Source organism: Sciscionella marina DSM 45152 (genome assembly GCF_000379465.1).
Lineage (GTDB): Bacteria > Actinomycetota > Actinomycetes > Mycobacteriales > Pseudonocardiaceae > Sciscionella > Sciscionella marina.
Genome location: NZ_KB905390.1, coordinates 72169 through 88684 on the forward strand (window position 1 = coordinate 72169; position 16516 = coordinate 88684).

20 protein-coding genes are annotated in these 16516 nt (G+C 68.6%); 7 read left to right on the plus strand and 13 right to left on the minus strand.

All coding sequences use genetic code 11. The features are described from left to right. The first annotated feature begins 148 nt into the window (after positions 1 to 148). From tsrT to A37U_RS49720, 3 genes are all read left to right on the plus strand, one after another. Positions 149 to 1858 carry a tryptophan 2-C-methyltransferase gene (tsrT, locus tag A37U_RS43965; protein WP_020497668.1) on the plus strand — a complete coding sequence of 570 codons (1710 nt, stop codon included), beginning with the start codon at positions 149 to 151 and terminating at the stop codon, positions 1856 to 1858. A gap of 45 nt (positions 1859 to 1903) precedes the next feature. Continuing rightward, positions 1904 to 2578: a FadR/GntR family transcriptional regulator gene (locus A37U_RS43970; RefSeq protein WP_276141377.1), complete on the plus strand. Its 675-nt coding sequence runs from the start codon at positions 1904 to 1906 to the stop codon at positions 2576 to 2578. A 217-nt stretch (positions 2579 to 2795) separates the two neighbouring features. Next, positions 2796 to 3296 carry an OmpA family protein gene (locus A37U_RS49720; protein ID WP_157182860.1) on the plus strand — a complete coding sequence of 167 codons (501 nt, stop codon included), beginning with the start codon at positions 2796 to 2798 and terminating at the stop codon, positions 3294 to 3296. A gap of 6 nt (positions 3297 to 3302) precedes the next feature. On the opposite strand, the gene A37U_RS53660 is transcribed toward A37U_RS49720, so the two are convergent. Together A37U_RS53660 and A37U_RS53665 are read right to left on the minus strand one after the other, a co-directional pair. Further along, positions 3303 to 3566 (minus strand): response regulator transcription factor, encoded by a 264-nt coding sequence (locus A37U_RS53660; RefSeq protein ID WP_083933561.1) that lies wholly within the window; start codon positions 3564 to 3566, stop codon positions 3303 to 3305. 11 nt (positions 3567 to 3577) lie between these two features. Next, a complete protein-coding gene (locus A37U_RS53665; RefSeq protein ID WP_020497673.1) occupies positions 3578 to 4462 on the minus strand; it encodes an alpha/beta hydrolase in 885 nt (294 codons plus the stop codon). Between the two features lie 73 nt (positions 4463 to 4535). Between A37U_RS53665 and A37U_RS0116075 the strand changes: the two genes are divergently transcribed. Together A37U_RS0116075 and A37U_RS0116080 are read left to right on the plus strand one after the other, a co-directional pair. Next, on the plus strand, positions 4536 to 5165 hold the full coding sequence (locus A37U_RS0116075) for a TetR/AcrR family transcriptional regulator (RefSeq protein ID WP_020497674.1): 630 nt from the start codon (positions 4536 to 4538) through the stop codon (positions 5163 to 5165). Positions 5166 to 5578: 413 nt separating this feature from the next. Continuing rightward, the gene (locus A37U_RS0116080) at positions 5579 to 6046 is read left to right on the plus strand and encodes an AAA family ATPase (RefSeq protein WP_040587892.1); all 468 of its coding nucleotides are present in this window, start codon (positions 5579 to 5581) and stop codon (positions 6044 to 6046) included. On the opposite strand, the gene A37U_RS0116085 is transcribed toward A37U_RS0116080, so the two are convergent. From A37U_RS0116085 to A37U_RS0116100, 4 genes are read right to left on the minus strand one after another with little or no spacing between them, the layout of a single operon-like run. Beyond that, positions 6043 to 6948 carry a carboxymuconolactone decarboxylase family protein gene (locus tag A37U_RS0116085; RefSeq protein ID WP_020497676.1) on the minus strand — a complete coding sequence of 302 codons (906 nt, stop codon included), beginning with the start codon at positions 6946 to 6948 and terminating at the stop codon, positions 6043 to 6045. The two genes, A37U_RS0116080 and A37U_RS0116085, sit on opposite strands and share 4 nt — an antisense overlap. Before the next feature lies 1 nt (position 6949). Continuing rightward, on the minus strand, positions 6950 to 7591 hold the full coding sequence (locus tag A37U_RS0116090) for a TetR/AcrR family transcriptional regulator (protein ID WP_020497677.1): 642 nt from the start codon (positions 7589 to 7591) through the stop codon (positions 6950 to 6952). 49 nt (positions 7592 to 7640) lie between these two features. Further along, positions 7641 to 8378: an SDR family NAD(P)-dependent oxidoreductase gene (locus tag A37U_RS0116095; RefSeq protein ID WP_020497678.1), complete on the minus strand. Its 738-nt coding sequence runs from the start codon at positions 8376 to 8378 to the stop codon at positions 7641 to 7643. Between the two features lie 49 nt (positions 8379 to 8427). Continuing rightward, the gene (locus tag A37U_RS0116100) at positions 8428 to 9738 is read right to left on the minus strand and encodes an APC family permease (RefSeq protein WP_020497679.1); all 1311 of its coding nucleotides are present in this window, start codon (positions 9736 to 9738) and stop codon (positions 8428 to 8430) included. Between the two features lie 137 nt (positions 9739 to 9875). On the opposite strand from A37U_RS0116100, the gene A37U_RS0116105 reads away from it, so the two are divergent. After that, the gene (locus A37U_RS0116105; RefSeq protein ID WP_051111653.1) at positions 9876 to 10562 is read left to right on the plus strand and encodes a GntR family transcriptional regulator; all 687 of its coding nucleotides are present in this window, start codon (positions 9876 to 9878) and stop codon (positions 10560 to 10562) included. Further along, on the plus strand, positions 10559 to 11392 hold the full coding sequence (locus A37U_RS0116110) for an urea carboxylase-associated family protein (protein ID WP_020497681.1): 834 nt from the start codon (positions 10559 to 10561) through the stop codon (positions 11390 to 11392). The genes A37U_RS0116105 and A37U_RS0116110 overlap by 4 nt, the downstream gene beginning before the upstream one ends. A 9-nt stretch (positions 11393 to 11401) precedes the next feature. On the opposite strand, the gene A37U_RS0116115 is transcribed toward A37U_RS0116110, so the two are convergent. The 7 genes from A37U_RS0116115 to A37U_RS0116145 are packed head-to-tail and all read right to left on the minus strand — an operon-like array spanning position 11402 to position 16513. Beyond that, the gene (locus tag A37U_RS0116115; protein WP_020497682.1) at positions 11402 to 11986 is read right to left on the minus strand and encodes a cysteine hydrolase family protein; all 585 of its coding nucleotides are present in this window, start codon (positions 11984 to 11986) and stop codon (positions 11402 to 11404) included. Positions 11987 to 12000: 14 nt separating this feature from the next. Further along, complete coding sequence (locus tag A37U_RS0116120; RefSeq protein WP_020497683.1) at positions 12001 to 13371, minus strand: MFS transporter; 1371 nt, start codon at positions 13369 to 13371, stop codon at positions 12001 to 12003. Continuing rightward, complete coding sequence (locus tag A37U_RS0116125; protein ID WP_020497684.1) at positions 13368 to 13805, minus strand: MarR family winged helix-turn-helix transcriptional regulator; 438 nt, start codon at positions 13803 to 13805, stop codon at positions 13368 to 13370. Before A37U_RS0116125 ends, A37U_RS0116120 begins: the two co-directional genes overlap by 4 nt. Before the next feature lie 41 nt (positions 13806 to 13846). After that, on the minus strand, positions 13847 to 14884 hold the full coding sequence (locus A37U_RS0116130; protein WP_020497685.1) for an LLM class flavin-dependent oxidoreductase: 1038 nt from the start codon (positions 14882 to 14884) through the stop codon (positions 13847 to 13849). After that, on the minus strand, positions 14884 to 15390 hold the full coding sequence (locus tag A37U_RS0116135) for an SRPBCC family protein (protein WP_026197274.1): 507 nt from the start codon (positions 15388 to 15390) through the stop codon (positions 14884 to 14886). Before A37U_RS0116135 ends, A37U_RS0116130 begins: the two co-directional genes overlap by 1 nt. A 48-nt stretch (positions 15391 to 15438) precedes the next feature. Beyond that, positions 15439 to 15930, minus strand: coding sequence for a winged helix-turn-helix transcriptional regulator (locus tag A37U_RS0116140; RefSeq protein ID WP_020497687.1), 492 nt, complete (start codon positions 15928 to 15930; stop codon positions 15439 to 15441). Positions 15931 to 15949: 19 nt separating this feature from the next. Then, positions 15950 to 16513, minus strand: a complete 564-nt coding sequence (locus tag A37U_RS0116145) for a CGNR zinc finger domain-containing protein (protein WP_205622949.1) — start codon at positions 16511 to 16513, stop codon at positions 15950 to 15952. Positions 16514 to 16516 lie beyond the last annotated feature (3 nt).

Below are 16516 nucleotides of genomic sequence, written 5' to 3' on the forward strand. Positions count from 1 at the left end.
GACCTGTGGCGGAAACCGGGCCGGGGTCGTCGTACTCCGGCCCCTTCGGGGAGCGGCGGATTCCTACGGTGGTTCCTGTCCGGGTCCACTGTGCTGTCCGGCCGCGGGTGGCCATGGCTCGAGCGTGGCAGAGAAGGAGGCGTGCCGGATGACGAAGGGTCTGGTGACGCTGGTCAATCCGAATCAGGTGCATCCGCCGATCACCCCTTATGCACTGGACATCCTGACCACGGTGCTGGAGTTCGGCGGGTTCCGGGCCGAGGTGCTCGACCTGTGCTGGCACCGCGATGACTGGCGTTCGGTACTGCTCGAATACTTCGCCACGCACCGGCCGCTGCTCGTCGGCGTGACGGTGCGCAATACCGACACCATCTATCCACAGGAACAACGGGTCTTCCTCGAGCAACACCGGGCGGTGCTCCGGCAGATCGCGGACCAGTGCGCGGCCCCCATCGTAGCGGGCGGGGTCGGATTCTCCTCGATGCCGTACGCGCTCGTGGAGTACTTCGACATTCCCTATGGGGTGAAAGGACCCGGCGAGCACCACATCCTCGAGCTGGCCGGCGCGCTCGCCGAGGACCGGGCCCCGCGCGCGGCGCCTGGGCTCATCGTCAACGCGGGCCATCCGCTGGGGCGGTCGGCACGGGGGACCGCGGGACCACCGGTGCAGAACCCGGCGCCGGCGGACACCGCGTACCTGCGGCGCTCCGGGGTGCCCGGCAAGGTGGACAACCTCGCCTACTACCGGAACGGCGGGCTGGGCAACATCCTGACCAAGAACGGCTGCCCTTTCGCCTGCACCCACTGCATGGAGCCGGACGCCAAGGGCAGCCGGTTCACCCGGCGGACGGTGACCGCGGTCGTCGACGAGATGGAACTGCTCACCGCCTCGGGCGTGTATGACCTGCACACCACCGACAGCGAGTTCAATCTGCTCATCTCGCACACCAAGGCCGTGCTCACCGAGGTGATCCGGCGCAAGCATATCGATCCGGGCTCGCCGCTGCACCGCATGCGGCTGTGGATCTACGCCCAGCCCGCTCCGTTCGACGCCGAGCTGATGGAACTGCTGGCCGGGGCCGGATGTGCGGGCATCAACCTCGCCCCCGATCACGTCCGGGATGAGCTGCTGGACGGATGGAAGGTCACCGCGCGTGGCACCCGCTTCTACACCGCGGACGATATCGGCACCGTGTGCGCACTCGCCCGCGCGCACGGAATCCCGGTGATGGCCGAGGTGCTGCTCGCCATGCCCGGGGAGACGGCGGCGACCCTGGCCGATATCGTGCGCCGCTCACTGGACTGGGATGCCGCTGTTGTCGGGTACACCCTCGGTATCCGGGTGTTTCCCTACTCGCCATTGGGGATCCGGCTCGCCGCCGAGTGCGCGGGCCGGGCCACCGTCCCCGGACTGCAGTCCAATACGGCCCTCGAACCGATCGTGCTCACCCCGCGTGCGGGGTGCCCCGACGCGGCCGCCTACGAGCGGCAGTTCCTGTTCGACGGACACGGCAGAATCCGGCCCGTCTACTATTTCTCACCCGAACTTCCCGAGGACCCTGGGACGCTGCGGGCCCCGGACGGGCGCTGGACCCGGACACTTCGCCTGCTGCGCAGCCTGGTTCCGGAAACCGAGCAGCACCGGGTCATGCTGCCCACCGAGCCCGGATCGGGTGCGGAAGACAACAACTACGCGGACAACCCCTTCCTGCTCCAGCTCACCCGGCTGCACTACGCGGGCGCGTACTGGTCGTACTGGCCACAGCGCGAACGGATCATGCGCGAGGCGCGGGCCGGGGAGCAGCGCCAGGCGGTGTTGCCCGGAAAGGCGACAGGTGATGCAGGTGCCCCTCTCTGATGTCCCGGCGCGCAACGGTTCGGCCCGCGAACCGCGCGCGACCGGCTGCCCACCGAACCGGAGCTCTCCGCGCAGTACCAGGTCAGCAGGAACACCGCCCGCGAGGCGTTCCGGGTGCTCGCCAGACAGGGGCTCGTGACGACCAAGCGCGGCGTCACCGGGGGAGTGTTCGTCAGCCGCCCGACACCGAGCAGGCTCGCCGCCAATCTGCCGACGCCGATCCGGTTGCTCACCGAGGACAGCGGCGACTCCACGCGTTCGCTCGCCGAGGTCCGCGATCCGATCGAGATCCACGGGGTCGGACTGGCCGCGCGACGGCGGACCGCGGAGGAACTCGAACACATCCGGGAAGCCCTCATCGATCCCGACGCCGAGGATCTGACCGATCCGTACGCGAGCGAGTACCGGTTCCACACCGGGGTCCTGGCCGCCGCGCACAATCCGGTGCTCGAGGTCGGCCTCGAGCCCGTGCTGCGGATACTCGGTGAGCGGCTGCCCGGACGGCATCTGCCCGCGCAGTTCGCCAGGCGGATCGATCGGGAACACCGGGCGATACTCCGTCATCTCGTGGCCGGGAACGAGGCCGGAGCCCGGGTCGCCATGCACGCGCATCTTGCCGTTCTGCACTGGCACTACGAGTACGGCGGTTCCGCGGAAACCCCGATGCCCCGGCAGGCTCACCCGGGGTCGGAGCGAAAGTACTTCCGCGCGAACGGCTGACCACTGAGGGCCGTTTCCTGCCCGGAGTATCGATCAGGGGACGAGCTCGGCTTGTTTTCACCCGTTCGATAGCACGGGCATGCCGGACCGTGGGGATTATCGGACACTCAGGGTGATTTGCATTCCTTTGCTATATTTCCCTGCGGTTTTTATCCGCTCCGTTGTGGGTTAGGTTGCGGCCGTAATTCGCTTGATGAATCCCCGAAAGGAGAATTCGGTGAAACAGTTTCGTACGGTCGCTGGAATGGTCTCGCTGGTCTCCGCGGCGGTGATCGTTGCCGGGTGCGGTTCCGGTGGCGGCCAGGGTGCGGGCGCGAGCAGCTCCGCTTCGGCGCCGTCGTCCAGCAGCGCGCCATCGAGCTCTTCCTCCTCCGCTTCGGCCTCGTCCGCTCCGGAACAGAGCGAGATCGACAACAAGCTCAAGGAGAGCCCGATCCACTTCGCGCTGATGAAGTCCACGCTCGACGAGAAGAGCGAGACCACCCTGAAGTCGGTCGCCGAGGTGCTGAACAAGGCCAAGGACACCAAGGTCAAGGTGACCGGTTACGTGGTGCCGAAGTCGCTGCCCGAGGACCAGGAGAAGAAACTCTCGAAGGAGCGCGCCGAGGCCGTCGCGAGCCAACTGGAGAAGGACGGCGTCGCCAAGGACCGGATCACCGCCGAGGGCGGCGGAGCTGAGGCAGGCGGTGCCTCGGCGAAAATCTCCGTCATGAAATAGCTTCGGTTATTCGCCGGGGAACGGTGCTTCCGCGTCGAGTAGCCCGCTGGCGTGTGCGATCACGATGAGCCGTGCCCGGTCGCGCGCCTCGAGTTTGGTCAGCAGCCTGCCGACATAGGTACGTGCGGTCGCCGGGCTGATGAAAAGCCGTTCGCCGATCTCGGCATTGTCGTATCCGCGTCCGATCGCGGCGAGCACCTCGCGTTCCCGAGGCGCGAGCTGCTCGAGGATGCCGGGATCGGCGCGCTTTCCGCGGGTGACGGCGCGCAGCGGTTGCGTGGCTAGTTCGTCCCGAGGTGGGTGCCGAGGAACGCGATCTGCTCGGTGACCACCTGCTCGACCACCGGCGGGTGGTAGACGGTGAAATGGTCCGCCGGAAAGCGCTCGAGCACCGCGCGGGGAGCGGAATCGGCGACCTTGCGGGCGATCGCCGGGTCGATCAGGTTCTCCCGGTCGCAGGCGCAGATCAGCAAGGGGCAGCGCACCTTTCGGGCATCGGCTGCCGCGTTGTAGAACAGCATGCCCAGCCCGGAACTCGCGGTGATGCGATTGTCGAACTCGTAGCCGGGCGGGGTGACCGAATCCCAGCCTTCGAGCGCGCCCGGCTGGTTGACGAACGCGAGTTCTCCGGGTTTCCCGACCAGTCGCACATACCGGCGGGGCAGGCGCAGCGCGGAGCGGATGAGATCGCTGAGGATCGGCCCGGTGAACCGGGCCAGATGGCGGATTCCGGCCCGTGCGACGACCGCGCGCCCGGAGAGCACCGGGCACTGCACGACGGCTGCCCGCAGCTCCGGATGCCGTGCGGCGGCCGCGACAACATGGCTCGCGCCGAAGGAAGTCCCCCACAGTGCGAGGCGCCCGGCGTCGATCTCCGGATGTGCGGCGGCGAACGCCAGTGCTGCGTCCACATCGGCGACGTACCGGCGCTGGCTGACCAGTTGCCGCGGGGTGCCCCCGGATTCGCCGAGGTGCCGGAAGTCGAAGGCCAGTACCGCGATCCCCGCCGCGGAGAACCACTTCTCGTACTGGTCGAGCATCATCTCGTGGGTCGCTCCGCCGCCGTGTACGAGTACGACGGCCGGGTGCGGTCCTGCGCCGTCCGGGAGGGTGAGCCAGGCGGCGCACCGGTCGCCGCCGGAGGAAAAGCTGGTGCGGATGGTCATGAAACCTCATTAGGTACGATGTACGTGAACGACTCCAGTTAAACACGTACCTTGTACGTAATCAAGGAGGGGTATGCCCGCGCCACGGAAGTTCACCAAGGAGCGCCTGTGCGAGGCCGCGCTCGCCCTCGTCGACGAGCACGACCTCGCCGGTCTGACCATGCGCAGCCTCGCCGGGGCGTTGGGGACCGGTGCCATGACGATCTACAACTACGTGGAAGGGCGCTCCGGGCTCGAGCGCCTGGTCACCGAGGCGGTGATGGCTCAGGTCCGGTGGGAACCGGTGCCCGAGGACTGGGCGGGAGAGGTTTCCGCGATCGCCGAGGGAATGTGGCGTGCCGTGCGGGCGCATCCCCATGCCATTCCGCTCATCCTCACCCGGCGCAGCCTCGACCTCGGCACGCTCGAACCGGCCGAGGCCCTGTTGCACGCCCTGGCCCGGTCCGGCCGTTCCGGCTCCGAACTTCTGGTGGCGTTCCGCGTGGTGTCCGGATACGTCACCGGTTTCGCGCAGGCCGAGCTCGCCGGGCTGCTTTCGCTTGCCCACGGCGAAGATCCGGCCAGCGTCACCGAACGGATTGCGGAACTGCCCGCGGACCGATTCCCGAAACTGATCGAGATCGCACAGGCGGCAAGGGAGAGCGAAGCGGCTGAGGAATTCCGCGCCGGATTGCGTATCGTACTGACCGGATTGGGGGAATAGGGTCCAGGTTTTCCTGGAGGTGAGCCCGCCGGTTTTCCCTCGCTTCGCGTGCGGTTCCGCGCGTATCGCCGAATGAATCGCTTGTGCCGTAAGGGATTCATGCGGCTGCTCCATTCAGGCGATGCTCGATCGAGGGACTGAACTGCGACGCCGGAATCATCCCCACCGTGCTCGGCGGCGAGGGTGGGGTGCTCGACATGGGTCCCGGGACCGCATCGCAGCACCCAAACTTCACCGAAGACTCATCGCCCGCGGCCACGGTTGTGCCCACCCCGACTGCGATCACCCACCAAACCTCACCCAGGCGCATCACATCCAGCACGGCAAACCCGAATTCACCCCACCCCAATACCGGCAATTCACCGGCACGTCCTCGGTACGCTGACCGTATCGCCGTTCTGCTGGTGACCGGTATGCCCGGGGTAGGGAAGTCCACGGTGCTCAGTCTGCTGGAGCAGCGGGATTACCGGGCGGTGGACACCGACCTCGGCTGGTGGATCGAGAATGCCCCGCTGCCCGGCGGAACCGGTACGGAACCGCAGTGGCGCGAGGACCGGATCGAGGCGTTGATCGCGGAACACGAGCGATCGGGCGAACCGTTGTTCATCGCGGGGACGGTCGTGAACCAAGGCGCGTTCTATCCCCGGTTCGCCGAGATCATCCTGCACAGCGCCCCGCTGCCGGTCATGCTCGAACGCATCGAGGCCCGCAGCACCAATCCGTTCGGCAAGACTCCCGAGGAACGCGAACGCATCATCGCGGACACCGCCGAGATCGACCCGCTGCTGCGCTCCTCGGCCACCGTGGAACTCGATACCCGGCGGCCGATCGCCGAAACAGTGGACCGGCTCGCGGCGCTCGGCGGTTCCGAAAACGGCTAAGCAGCCCGGGTTCCGGTGAGCGGGAAGGTTCCACCGCCGGTGATGGTGACCGTTCCGGTGAAGGAATCGCCGTCGATACTGCCCTCGGCACTGATGTCGAACGCCGCCGGTTCGGTCACCTGCGCGGTGAGGGTGAGATGCGTGCCGTCCACGGTGCCGCTGGTGATGGGGACGGTGATCTCCATCTGGGTGTCGAAGATGGAACCGGTGACGGCGCCGCCGCTGGTGTCGAGGCTCAGCACGAGGGCCTTACTCCCCGCGGGATGGGTGAACGTGAGGTTCCAGGTGCCGTTCGGGCCGGTCTTGCCGCTCGGCGCGCTGGGCGCTTCGGCGGTGTCCGCGGTGAACGCGGGCGTGGAACCGTGCGCCGCACCAAGTGCTGCTTGCCCGGCTTTCATCTCGAGGCCCGCGGAGTTCAGGAATCCGGCCATCATCCGGTAGAAGCCGACCAGGAACAGCAGTTCGATGATCTGGGCCTCGTCCCGGGTTTCGGCAAGCGCGGCCCAAGTTTCGTCGCAGACGTACACCTCGGCGCAGAGTTCGTCCACCGCGCGCAGCACGGCGGCATCGCTCGGCGACCATTCGGCGCCGGCATCGGAAAGCGCCTCGATCTCGGTCTCGGTGGCGCCGGCGCCGAGCGCGGCCGGTGCGTGGTTGGCCCACTCGTAGGGTGCGTCGCAGCGCAGCGCAACCCGCAGGATGGCCAGTTCGCGGATCCGGCCGTCGAGGGTTCCCTGGGCGAGCAGAAAACCACCCAGCGGCTGGAAAGCCTGGGACAGTCCGGGATGGTGCGCCAGCACCTGGATCACGGTGTCCGCGCCGAGCCTGGCCAGCTTGCGCAGTTCGGGGCTCATGTCCGCGGTGGGAAGTGGCTGGATCCGGGGAGGTGTCGCCTGTGGCATGTCAGCTCCTTCGCTGGTCGTCGGGCTCGAGTCCCAGCGCGGTTCGCATCGCGGCGGCTTCCTCGGTGCCGAGCATGGGGCGGGAATAGATGTCGATCAATGCGCTGGCGAGCAACCGGTCTCCCTCGGCGCTGGACACGTCCACGCCGAGGACCCGGGTGAGTTGCTGTTGCAGTACCAGCACGGAAAGGGCCATCGCGGTGCCCACTGCGGCCCTCGTCCGGGAGTCGGCGCCCGGCGGATCGGCGCGCCGCGCATCGGCCTCGTCGAGCCACTGCTGCCCGAGATCCACCATCATGTCGAACAAGGGAGTGGCGCGGCCCTCGGTGAGGGCGCGCGCCAGATACCGCTGATACGTCCCGATCGCGGCCCGCGCGAGGGCCACCGGGTTCATGCCGTCCGCCGTCGGATCGGCACGCACTCGCTCGTTGATCTGGCGCAGCAGCTCCGCCAGATGTGCGTCGCACGCCTCGCGCAGCGCCTCCTTGCTGCCGAAATGATGCCGGACCAGTCCGGAGGAGACCCCGGCCGTCTCGGCGATTTCCCGGATGGTGGCCCGGTCGAAGCCGTGTTCACCGAAGTGCCACAGCGCCGCGTCCCGGATGCGGGCTCGGGCGGTGCGGTCCTCCGGTGAATCGGCCATGCCCGCCACGCTACTACACACACGTGCAGTTTGCTACACGTGTGTGTAGTCAGATATTGAATCCGCCGTCCACCGCCAATCGTGCGCCGGTGGTGTAGCTGCCGTCCGCGCCGGCGAGATGCGAAACGGTGGCCGCGATCTCGGCGGGATTGCCGTACCGGCCGAGCGCGGTGAATCCGTTCACGGTCTCGGCGGCCGGACCGTCGGCCGGATTCAGGTCGGTGTCGATCGGCCCGGGGTCGACCTGGTTGACGGTGATCCCGCGCGGACCGAGTTCGCGGGCGAGCCCCTTGGTCAGCCCGGCGAGCGCGGCCTTGCTCATGGCGTACAGCGAGAATCCGGGGAACACCACTCGTTCGGCGACATTGCTGCCGATGTTGATGATGCGCCCACCGGAGGGGAGGTGCGCGGCCGCGGCCTTGGCGATCAGGAACGGGGCGCGCACGTTCACCGCGACCGTCTCGTCGAACAATTCCCGGCCGAGTTCCTCGACGGGAGCGACGTGATAGACCCCGGCGTTGTTGACCACCACGTCGAGCCGGTCGTATTCGTCGAGCACCCGTCGCACGAGACCGGTCGCCGCTTCCGGATCCGAGCTCTCGCAACGGATCGCGAGCGCGCGCCGTCCGGTGGCCTCGATCTTCGCGGTCACATCCGCGGCCGCTGCGGCGTCACGCCGGTAGGTGAGCGCGATGTCCATCCCGTCCTCGGCGAGCCGGTTCGCGATCGCCGAACCGATACCCCTGCTGCCGCCGGTGATCAGGGCGACTTTGGTTTTCTCAGTCATACCGCCATCGTGGGGCAGCGGCGGCGGTGTCGCTGGCGAAGATCGGCCGTTACGTTCGGGCGCGCGCGATCAGGTAGGCGAGCACCCCGATCACGAGCCAGCCCGCCGCGATGAGCAGGGCGAGCCGGGAAGCCGATGCCAGCAGGGCGATCGTGAGCACGGTTCCGGCGAACGGGATGAGCAGCCACGGTCCCGCACCACGCCGCTTGCCGAAATACCGGATGGCCGAGGCGTGCAGCAGCACGAAGGCGGTGAGTGCGCCGACGGTGACCATGGAGGAAAGCGTGTCCAGCCCGTCCGGTTGCAGTGCCGCCCATACCGCGATCGCCGCGGTGCACGCCGCGGAAAGCAGGATCGCGGTGCGCGGGGTCCGGGTTTTCGGGCTCACCGTGGCCAGCCAGCCGGGCAGGTGTCCCTGGCTGGCCATGCCGTACAGCAGCCGCCCGGCCGCGGCCTGGGCCACGAGCGCGGAGAACACGGGGCCGATCGCCTTGTACACGCTCACCGAGATGCCGAGCCAGCCGCCGATCGCACTGTGGATCAGCGTGTAGAACGCGGTGCCCTGGTCCTGCGGGTGCGCGGCGAGCTGTTCCGGGGCGACCGGGGAGATCAGCGAGGCGAGGTAGGTCTGGATGACGAACAGGACGCCCGCGAGCCCGAGGCAGAACACCAAAGCCTTGCCGACCTGTTCGGGCCCGCCGGTGTTCTCCTCGGCGAACCCGGCGATCGCGTCGAAGCCGAGGAACGAGAGCGCGGCCACCGAGGCCGCACCCAGCAGCGCGCCCATGGTGAGCCCGCCGGTCCCGGTCAGCGGGGAGAACCAGCCGCGCGCGGGACCGTGTTCGGCGAGCACGACGATGGCGCACACCACGAACACGAACAGCAGCACCAGCCCGACCGCGAGCACGATCATGCCGACCCGGGCGGCGATCCGTGCCCCGGCGAGGTTCAGCGCGGTGAACACGCAGATCGCGACCCCGGTGGCGAGCCAGGTCGGGATCGCCGGGGCCGTGGAGTGCAGTGCGGTCCCGCTGAGCAGGGCGGCGACCGAGGGGATGAACAGATAGTCCAGTCCGGCGAGCCAGCCCGCGAAGAAACCGGGCGCCCTGCCGAGACCCGCCGTGGCATACGCGGAGACCGATCCCGCGCGCGGCACGGCGGCCGACATCCGGGCATAGGACCAGGCGGTGAACCCGACCACGAGCGTGGCGACGACGAACACGAGCGCGCTCGCCCCATCGCTTGCCGCATCGAGTACCCCGAAGATACCGATCGGCGCGGTCGGGCCGATGAACAGCAGCCCGTAGACGATCAGGTCGCGGGCGGAAAGGGTGCGGCGCAGGCCGGGACTCTCGGACACAGCATCACTCCACAGTGGACTCGAGTCGAGCCTATCCAGCGGGAGAACTGTGGAACCATCCGTGCGCACATCACGGCATGATCGGCAAAGGATGCCGACAACTGCCCGGATCAGCGGCCTTGAATTGTGGAACAATAATGACTAAGTTGAGTGGCGTGGTGAACGAGGAACCCGTGCCCGCCGGTGCGCAGGTGGCCGATGCGCTACGGGTGCGCATCACCGAGGGCGGGCTGCCGCCGGGCACCCAGCTGCGGGACACGGCGCTGGCCGCGGAGTTCGGGATCGCCCGGCACACCCTGCGCAATGCCTTGCGGCAGCTGGAATACGAGGGCCTGATCAGTTACCGGATGCACAAGGGTGCGGTGGTCAAGACCCTGTGCACCGAGGATGTGCACGAGATCTACCGGGTGCGGCGGACCCTCGAACTGGCCGCCGTGCAGCAGAGCGCGCTCGCCGGATCCGCTGCCCTGCGCGGGCTCGAAGAACGGGTGCGGGCCGCGGAGGTGGCGGTCGCGTGCGAATCGTGGAATACGGTCGGCACCGCGAGCCTGTGGTTCCATCAGGCACTGGTGGAGCTGCTCGGCAGCCGCAGTATCGACCGGTTCTTCCAGGGCATCCTCGCGCAGCTGCGTCTCGCGTTCGCGGTGATGCCGGACGAGGCGCAGTGGCAGCCGCCGTGGATTCCGCGGGACCGGGAGATCTGCGATCTGGTGCGCGGCGGGCAGCGCGGCGCGGCGATCGCGGCGACCCGCCAGTACCTCGAGGACTCCGAGCTCGCCGTACTCGATGTGGTCCGCGCCGATGAGATGACCGGGAGGACATGACCGTGGTAGCCGCCGCGTACGAATCCGGGGAGGGCGCGCTCGACGTGGACCGGGACTTCTACCGGAGCCTCGCCGAGACCAGGCACGAACTGGTGGACGCCTTCGAGATCCCGATCCGGACCGGGAAAGCGTGGACCGTCCCGGAAGGACATCTGTGCCGACTGGTCACTGTGGACGGTCCGCAGGTCGGCGATCTGAACATCTGGAACGCCGCGGATCCACGGGAACGGCTCTGGGCCGCGCGCACCAGGCAGCTGCAGCGCGCGCACGTGAGCACCTTCGAGCGGCTGTGGTCGAATCTGCCGTTCCTGCGGCCGCTGGTCACCGTCACCGCCGACACGCTCGCCGGATACGGACAGGACGCGGACGGTGGCCGGGTGCACGATCTGCTCGGCAGCCGCTGTGATCCCTATGTGAACCGGATGCTCACCGGCGAGGATTTCGACTATCACTGCCATTCGAACCTGGTGCGCGCCGTGCTTCCCTACGGGCTGACCGAATTCGACGTGCACGATGTGCTCAACGTCTTCCAGTGCACCGGGCTCAACGAGGAAGACCGCTACTTCATGAAAGCCTGTCCCGCGCGACCGGGCGACTACTTCGAATTCTTCGCCGAACTCGAACTGCTCTGCGCATTGTCCACCTGTCCGGGCGGGGACCTCTCGGTGCCGATGTGGGGCCCGGACGCCGGGGATCCGCTCGAGGTGTGCCATCCCATCGGTGTCGAGGTGTACCGCCCGGATCCCGCGCTGCTGCGCGACTGGCGCAGGCCGGAGCGCGCCGCCTATGCGGGCGGGCACGGCCTGCGCGCCCCGGCCTGGCCTTCCTGAGCTCGGCGTTCAGCCCAGCAGGGACGGCAGTTCCGTCGTGCTGCTCAGCCGGGCGCGCTTGCCGAGCATGCGTTCGGTGAGCAGGGTGTGCAGTTCCGGATCGGCATCGCCGCAGGCATCGGTGAGCAGCACGACCCGGTAATCCCGATCCACGGCCTCGATGACCGTGGACAGCACCACTCCGCTCGTCGCGACCCCGGCAAGCACGAGGGTGTGCACCTCCCGTGCGCGCAGTTGCTCGTCCAGATCGGTGGTGGAGAAGGCGCCGATCCGGGTCTTGCGCACCTGGATGTCGCCGGGCTCGGGGGCGAGGCGCTCGTGCACGGCGGTGGCGGGTGCTTCGGCGTGCATGGCGGCGCGCCGTTCGGGGGTGACCATGGCGGCCATGATGCTGCTCGGCGGGATCCGGTCGAAGTCCTCCTCGGTGAAGGCGACCCGGACGTAGCCGATGTGCCCGCCGCGGTCGCGCATCAGGGAAATGGCCCCGGCCGCACGCTCGAGCAGGGCCTCGGCGTCGGGCAGGGATCCGATGATTCCGTTCTGGTAGTCCATCACGAGCAGCGCACTGTGCCGCGGGTCGATGGTGTCGGTCATGAGACAGCTCCTCTTCAGTTGGTTGTCCGGCCGAGTTTCCGGTCGGCGAGGGTGATCAGCAGTAGCAGCCCGCCCATGACGAGCAGGAAGGTCGCGAGCTGGTGCAGCCCGCCGGTGTCGGCGTGCTGTCCGTAGAAACCGCCCTGTGCGGCGGAAGCGATGATCGCGCCGAGATAGCTGAAGGTGCGCAGCAGCCCGGCCGAGGTGCCGATGCTGTCCGGATCCGCTTGGTGGTAAACGGAATTCTGCAGAGCGAGGCTCATCAGTCCCTGGGTGATCCCGAAGATCAGTGCGATCGTCACGAGCAGCCAGATCCCGCTTTCCGGCCACAGCACCAGCATCAGCGCGCAGGCGAGAATCTGGCAGAGCGCGCCGGCCCCGAGTTTGGCGCGCACCTCCTTGCGCCGCCCGGTCAGCCCGGAGACCACGACCGCGGTGGCGAACACCGGCAGCTGGATGAGCCCGGCCTGCGCCGCGGTGAGCCCACGCCCGTCCTCGAGCCATTGCGTGTAACCGTAGAGAAAAGCGTAGGAGACGATATAGGCGAGCAGGGCCCGGGCGTAGGTGGCCACCAGCGGGCGGTTCCCGGCGAGCATCCGCACATCGATGAACGGCTCGGTCGACCGCAGTTCCCGGAGTACGAAAGCGATCGCGGCCACCACGGTGATCAGTGGCAGATACCAGTCGGTCGCCGAGGGGTGCATCAGGAACAGCAGCAGGGACACGAGCATGCCCGCGAACAGGGCCATGCCGAGGAAATCGAGGTTCGGCCGGTTCGTGGTTTTCCGGGCGGTCGCCGGGATCCGGCGCGCCCCGAGCACGAACGCGAGGATCGCGAAGGGAATGTTCACCCCGAGGGTGGCGCGCCAGCCGCCGAGCCCGATCAGCAGTCCGCCGAGCGGGGGACCGATGACCGCGATGGTCTGGGTGGCCATCGCGAGCACCGTCAGAACTGCCGTTGGGCTGTCCTTTCCGGTGCGCTCCGCCTCGTCCCGGATCATCCGCATCGCGGCCGGATAACCCGCGCAGGTGCCGAAACCGAGCAACACCCGCGCCACGATCAGCACGCCGAGATCGGGGGCGAGCATGCCGAGTATCCCGGCGAGACCGACGAGCACGCTGGCGCCGAGGAACAGCCGCCGCGGCCCGTGGACATCGATCAGTTTCCCGGCGACCGGCTGGCCGACCGCGGTCGCCAGGTACAGCGCCGAGACGAGCCAGGCGGTCGCGGTCGGCGGTGCGCCGAAGGCGGCCCCGATCGGTACCAGGGACACCGAGATGATCGAGGAATTGACCGGGTTGAGGATCGCGCCCGAGATCATCGGAGCGAGCAGCTTGCGGTCGAAACCCTCGCTCAGTGCCGCGAACCGCTCGCGCGGTTTCACTGCTGGACCACGCGGTCCAGCAGGGCGATGGCCTCGATGATCGTTGCGCGTTCGGCCGCCGTGTAGCGCTCCTGGATCGACCTGGCCAGCCATTCCTCCCGGCTCGCCCGCGCGCCGTGTCCCTGCTTCCGGCCGGCCGCGGTCAGCGTGATCACCTGGCGACGTCCGTCCCCGGGATCGGGCGCGCGCTCGATCAGGCCGTGTTTCTCCAGGGCGGTCAGGGTGGTGGCCATCGACTGCGGCCGCACCCGTTCCGCGCCGGCGAGCACACTCGCCGAGGACGGTCCGTCCTTCACCAGCCGGGCGAGCACGGAGGTCTGTGAGGCGTTCAGATCCTCGGTCGCCGCGGAATCCAGCAGGCGGCGGCGCAACCGGCTGAAGAGCACTCGCAGGTCCTGCGCTGCCTTGGCGGCTTCGGTGGAGATCTCTGCCATATTCGACAGCCTAAACTAATCAGCCTGGACTGTCGAATTGTTCAGTCGAGCTCGTGCACGAGTTCGATGGCCCGGCCGAGGGTGTCGAGTTTCTCGGTCAGTGACTCGCCCGCCGGATAGAGGCGCACCGTGTCGATCCCGGTGTCCCGCCAGGTGCGCAATCGTTCGCGGACCATGGCCTCGGTGCCGATCAGGGTGGTGGCGAGCACCATCTCGTCCGGGACCAGTTCGGCCGCGCCGGTGCGGTCACCCGCCTGCCAGCGGGCGCTGACCTCGGCGGCGACCTCGGCCCAGCCCTGACGGCCGTAGGCGCGGTTGTAGAAGTTGGTGTCCGCGGTGCCCATTCCGCCGAGGCTGAACGCGAGCCCGGTCTTGCGTGCGGCGAGCATCCCGGGCAGCGCGTCCGCATCGGGCGCGAAGGCCACCTCGGCGCCCTGGCACAGGTCCAGATCCGCGCGGGTCCGCCCGGAATCGCGCAGTCCGTGGTCGAGGTGTGCAAGGTAGGCATCGGCACCCTCGGGGACGAAACTGGTGCCGAGCCAGCCGTCCGCGAGCTCCCCGGTCAGCCGCAGCATGGCGGGGGAGAGCGCGGCGAGATAGACCGGGATCGGGTGTTCCGCTCGCGCGGAGAGCCGCATCGGCCGGGTTTCCGAGCCGGGAAGCGGAATGCGGCCGGGCACCGAGATCTTCTCCCCGGAACGGGCCTGGCGCAGGACTTCCACGGTCTGGCGCATCCGGGAAAGCGGGCGCTGGAACGGAACTCCGTGCAGTCCCTCGATCACCTGCGGCCCGGAGGCGCCGAGCCCGAGCAGGAACCGGCCCCCGGACAGGTTCGCCAGCGTGATCGCGGCCTGCGCGGTCGCCACCGGGGAGCGCACGCCGAGCTGCATGATGCCGGAGCCGAGCAGCATCCGTTCGGTGCGGGCGGCGTAGTAACCGAGCGCGGAAGGGGCATCCGAACCCCAGGCTTCGGCGACCCAGCACACGTCGAGGCCCAGTTTCTCCGCCTCGACGACGAACTCCCCGGTCTGTTTCCAGTCCGGCCCGCCCGAGGCCTCGACGGTGGTCGCGGTGCGCATCACGCCTCGGCGGTGGTCTTGACGTGGTCCAGCGTGTCGGTCATGAACTGCTCGACATCGCGCAGCCGGCGGCGCAGAATCCGGTCCTCCTTCTCCGGCATGCGCGCGATCGCGAGGGTCAGCCCGGACGGGCCCGGGCCCAGCTGGGCGTACTGGCGCAGCCGCGTTCCATCGTTCTCCGGTTCGAGCCGGAACCGCCACACCGCGTTGGGGTTGTCCGGATCGCTGACCGCCCAGGCGAACACCTGTCCCGGAATGCATTCGATGACCTGGGAATCCGTGGACCAGTCGCCGAGGATGTCGTTCCTGTTGTGCCCGCGGAACCGCGCGCCGAGTGCGGGCCCGCTCGCCCCGTCCAGCCATTCCGCGGCCTGGAGTTCGGTGCTCATCGCGGGCATCGCGGTCACATCCGAGACCAGTTCCCATACTCGTTCGGGTGCGGCGGCGATCCACCGGTCCACCTCGACACTCGGTGCCTCGGCGAGACGTAATCCCGTTGACTCCATTGGCGGCCTCCCTGCTCGCCACTAAGTTGCATGATGAAACTCAGCATGTCAAGAGAACCTTTTCCGTACCGAGGTGCGGTCGGCGAGCGCTTCGGGGAAGCCGGGACCCATCCGTGCGCGGGTGTTCCCGGCGCGCATCGGCTCCCCGCAGGCGGCGCACACGACCTCGGCGTGGCTGTCCGCGCCGCATGCGTGGTGCAGTAACACCGGAGGACCCTGCTCCCCGGCGAGCCAGCGATCTCCCCAGCGCGCCATCGCCGCGAGCACGCCGAAGAAATCCCTGCCCTGTTCGGTGAGCAGGTACTCGTGGCGCATCGGTTCGCGCTGATAGGCCCGCTTCTCCAGCAGCCCGTCCGCGACCAGCCTGCGCAGCCGTTCGGTGAGCGTATTGCGGGCGATGCCCAGTTCGCGCTGGAATTCGTCGAAGCGGCGCAGCCCGTAGAAGCACTCGCGCAGCACGAGCGGCGCCCATCGGTCCCCGAGCAGGTCCACGGTCCGCGCGATCGAGCACGGCCAGTCGGCGAACGAGGTGTGTTTCATGCCGGCCAGGGTACGGCGCTCAGCCGAGGCGTTCGCGATAGTTGGCGACGCGTTCCCGGTTGCCGCACACCCGCGAGGAACACCAGCGCCGCCTGCGCCCGCGGGAATGGTCCAGGTAGACCAGATCGCAGTCGCCGCCCGCGCATTCGCGCAGATACTGCCGTTCGCTGCCGCTGAGCAGTTCGATGGCATCCCTGGCGACAAGGGAAAGCAGCCCGGCGAGGGTGACCGGTTCGCGCAGCCGGACGGTGCGCGCATCGGTGCGCAGCCGGGGAATCGGCGGGGTCTGCCCGGCCAGTTCGTTGAGCGCGCGCACACGCGAGACGGGGACGGTTCGCCCGTGCACGGTGTCCTGCACGATCCGGTGCAGCAGCGTGCGCACCCGGTCGACCTGCGCGAACCAGTCCGGCCCGATCGCGATCGGCTGATCGGCGGGCAGTAACCCGGTTCCGGTGAACCAGGCGTGCAGCCGGTCCGGCCCGTTGAGCCGTTCCACCGGATGCTCGCTGAGCCGGGATCCGACGGTGGCCAGCAGATCGAGGCAGACCCGGCCGGTGTCGAAGCGCAGCTGCTCGCTTGCCAAGGT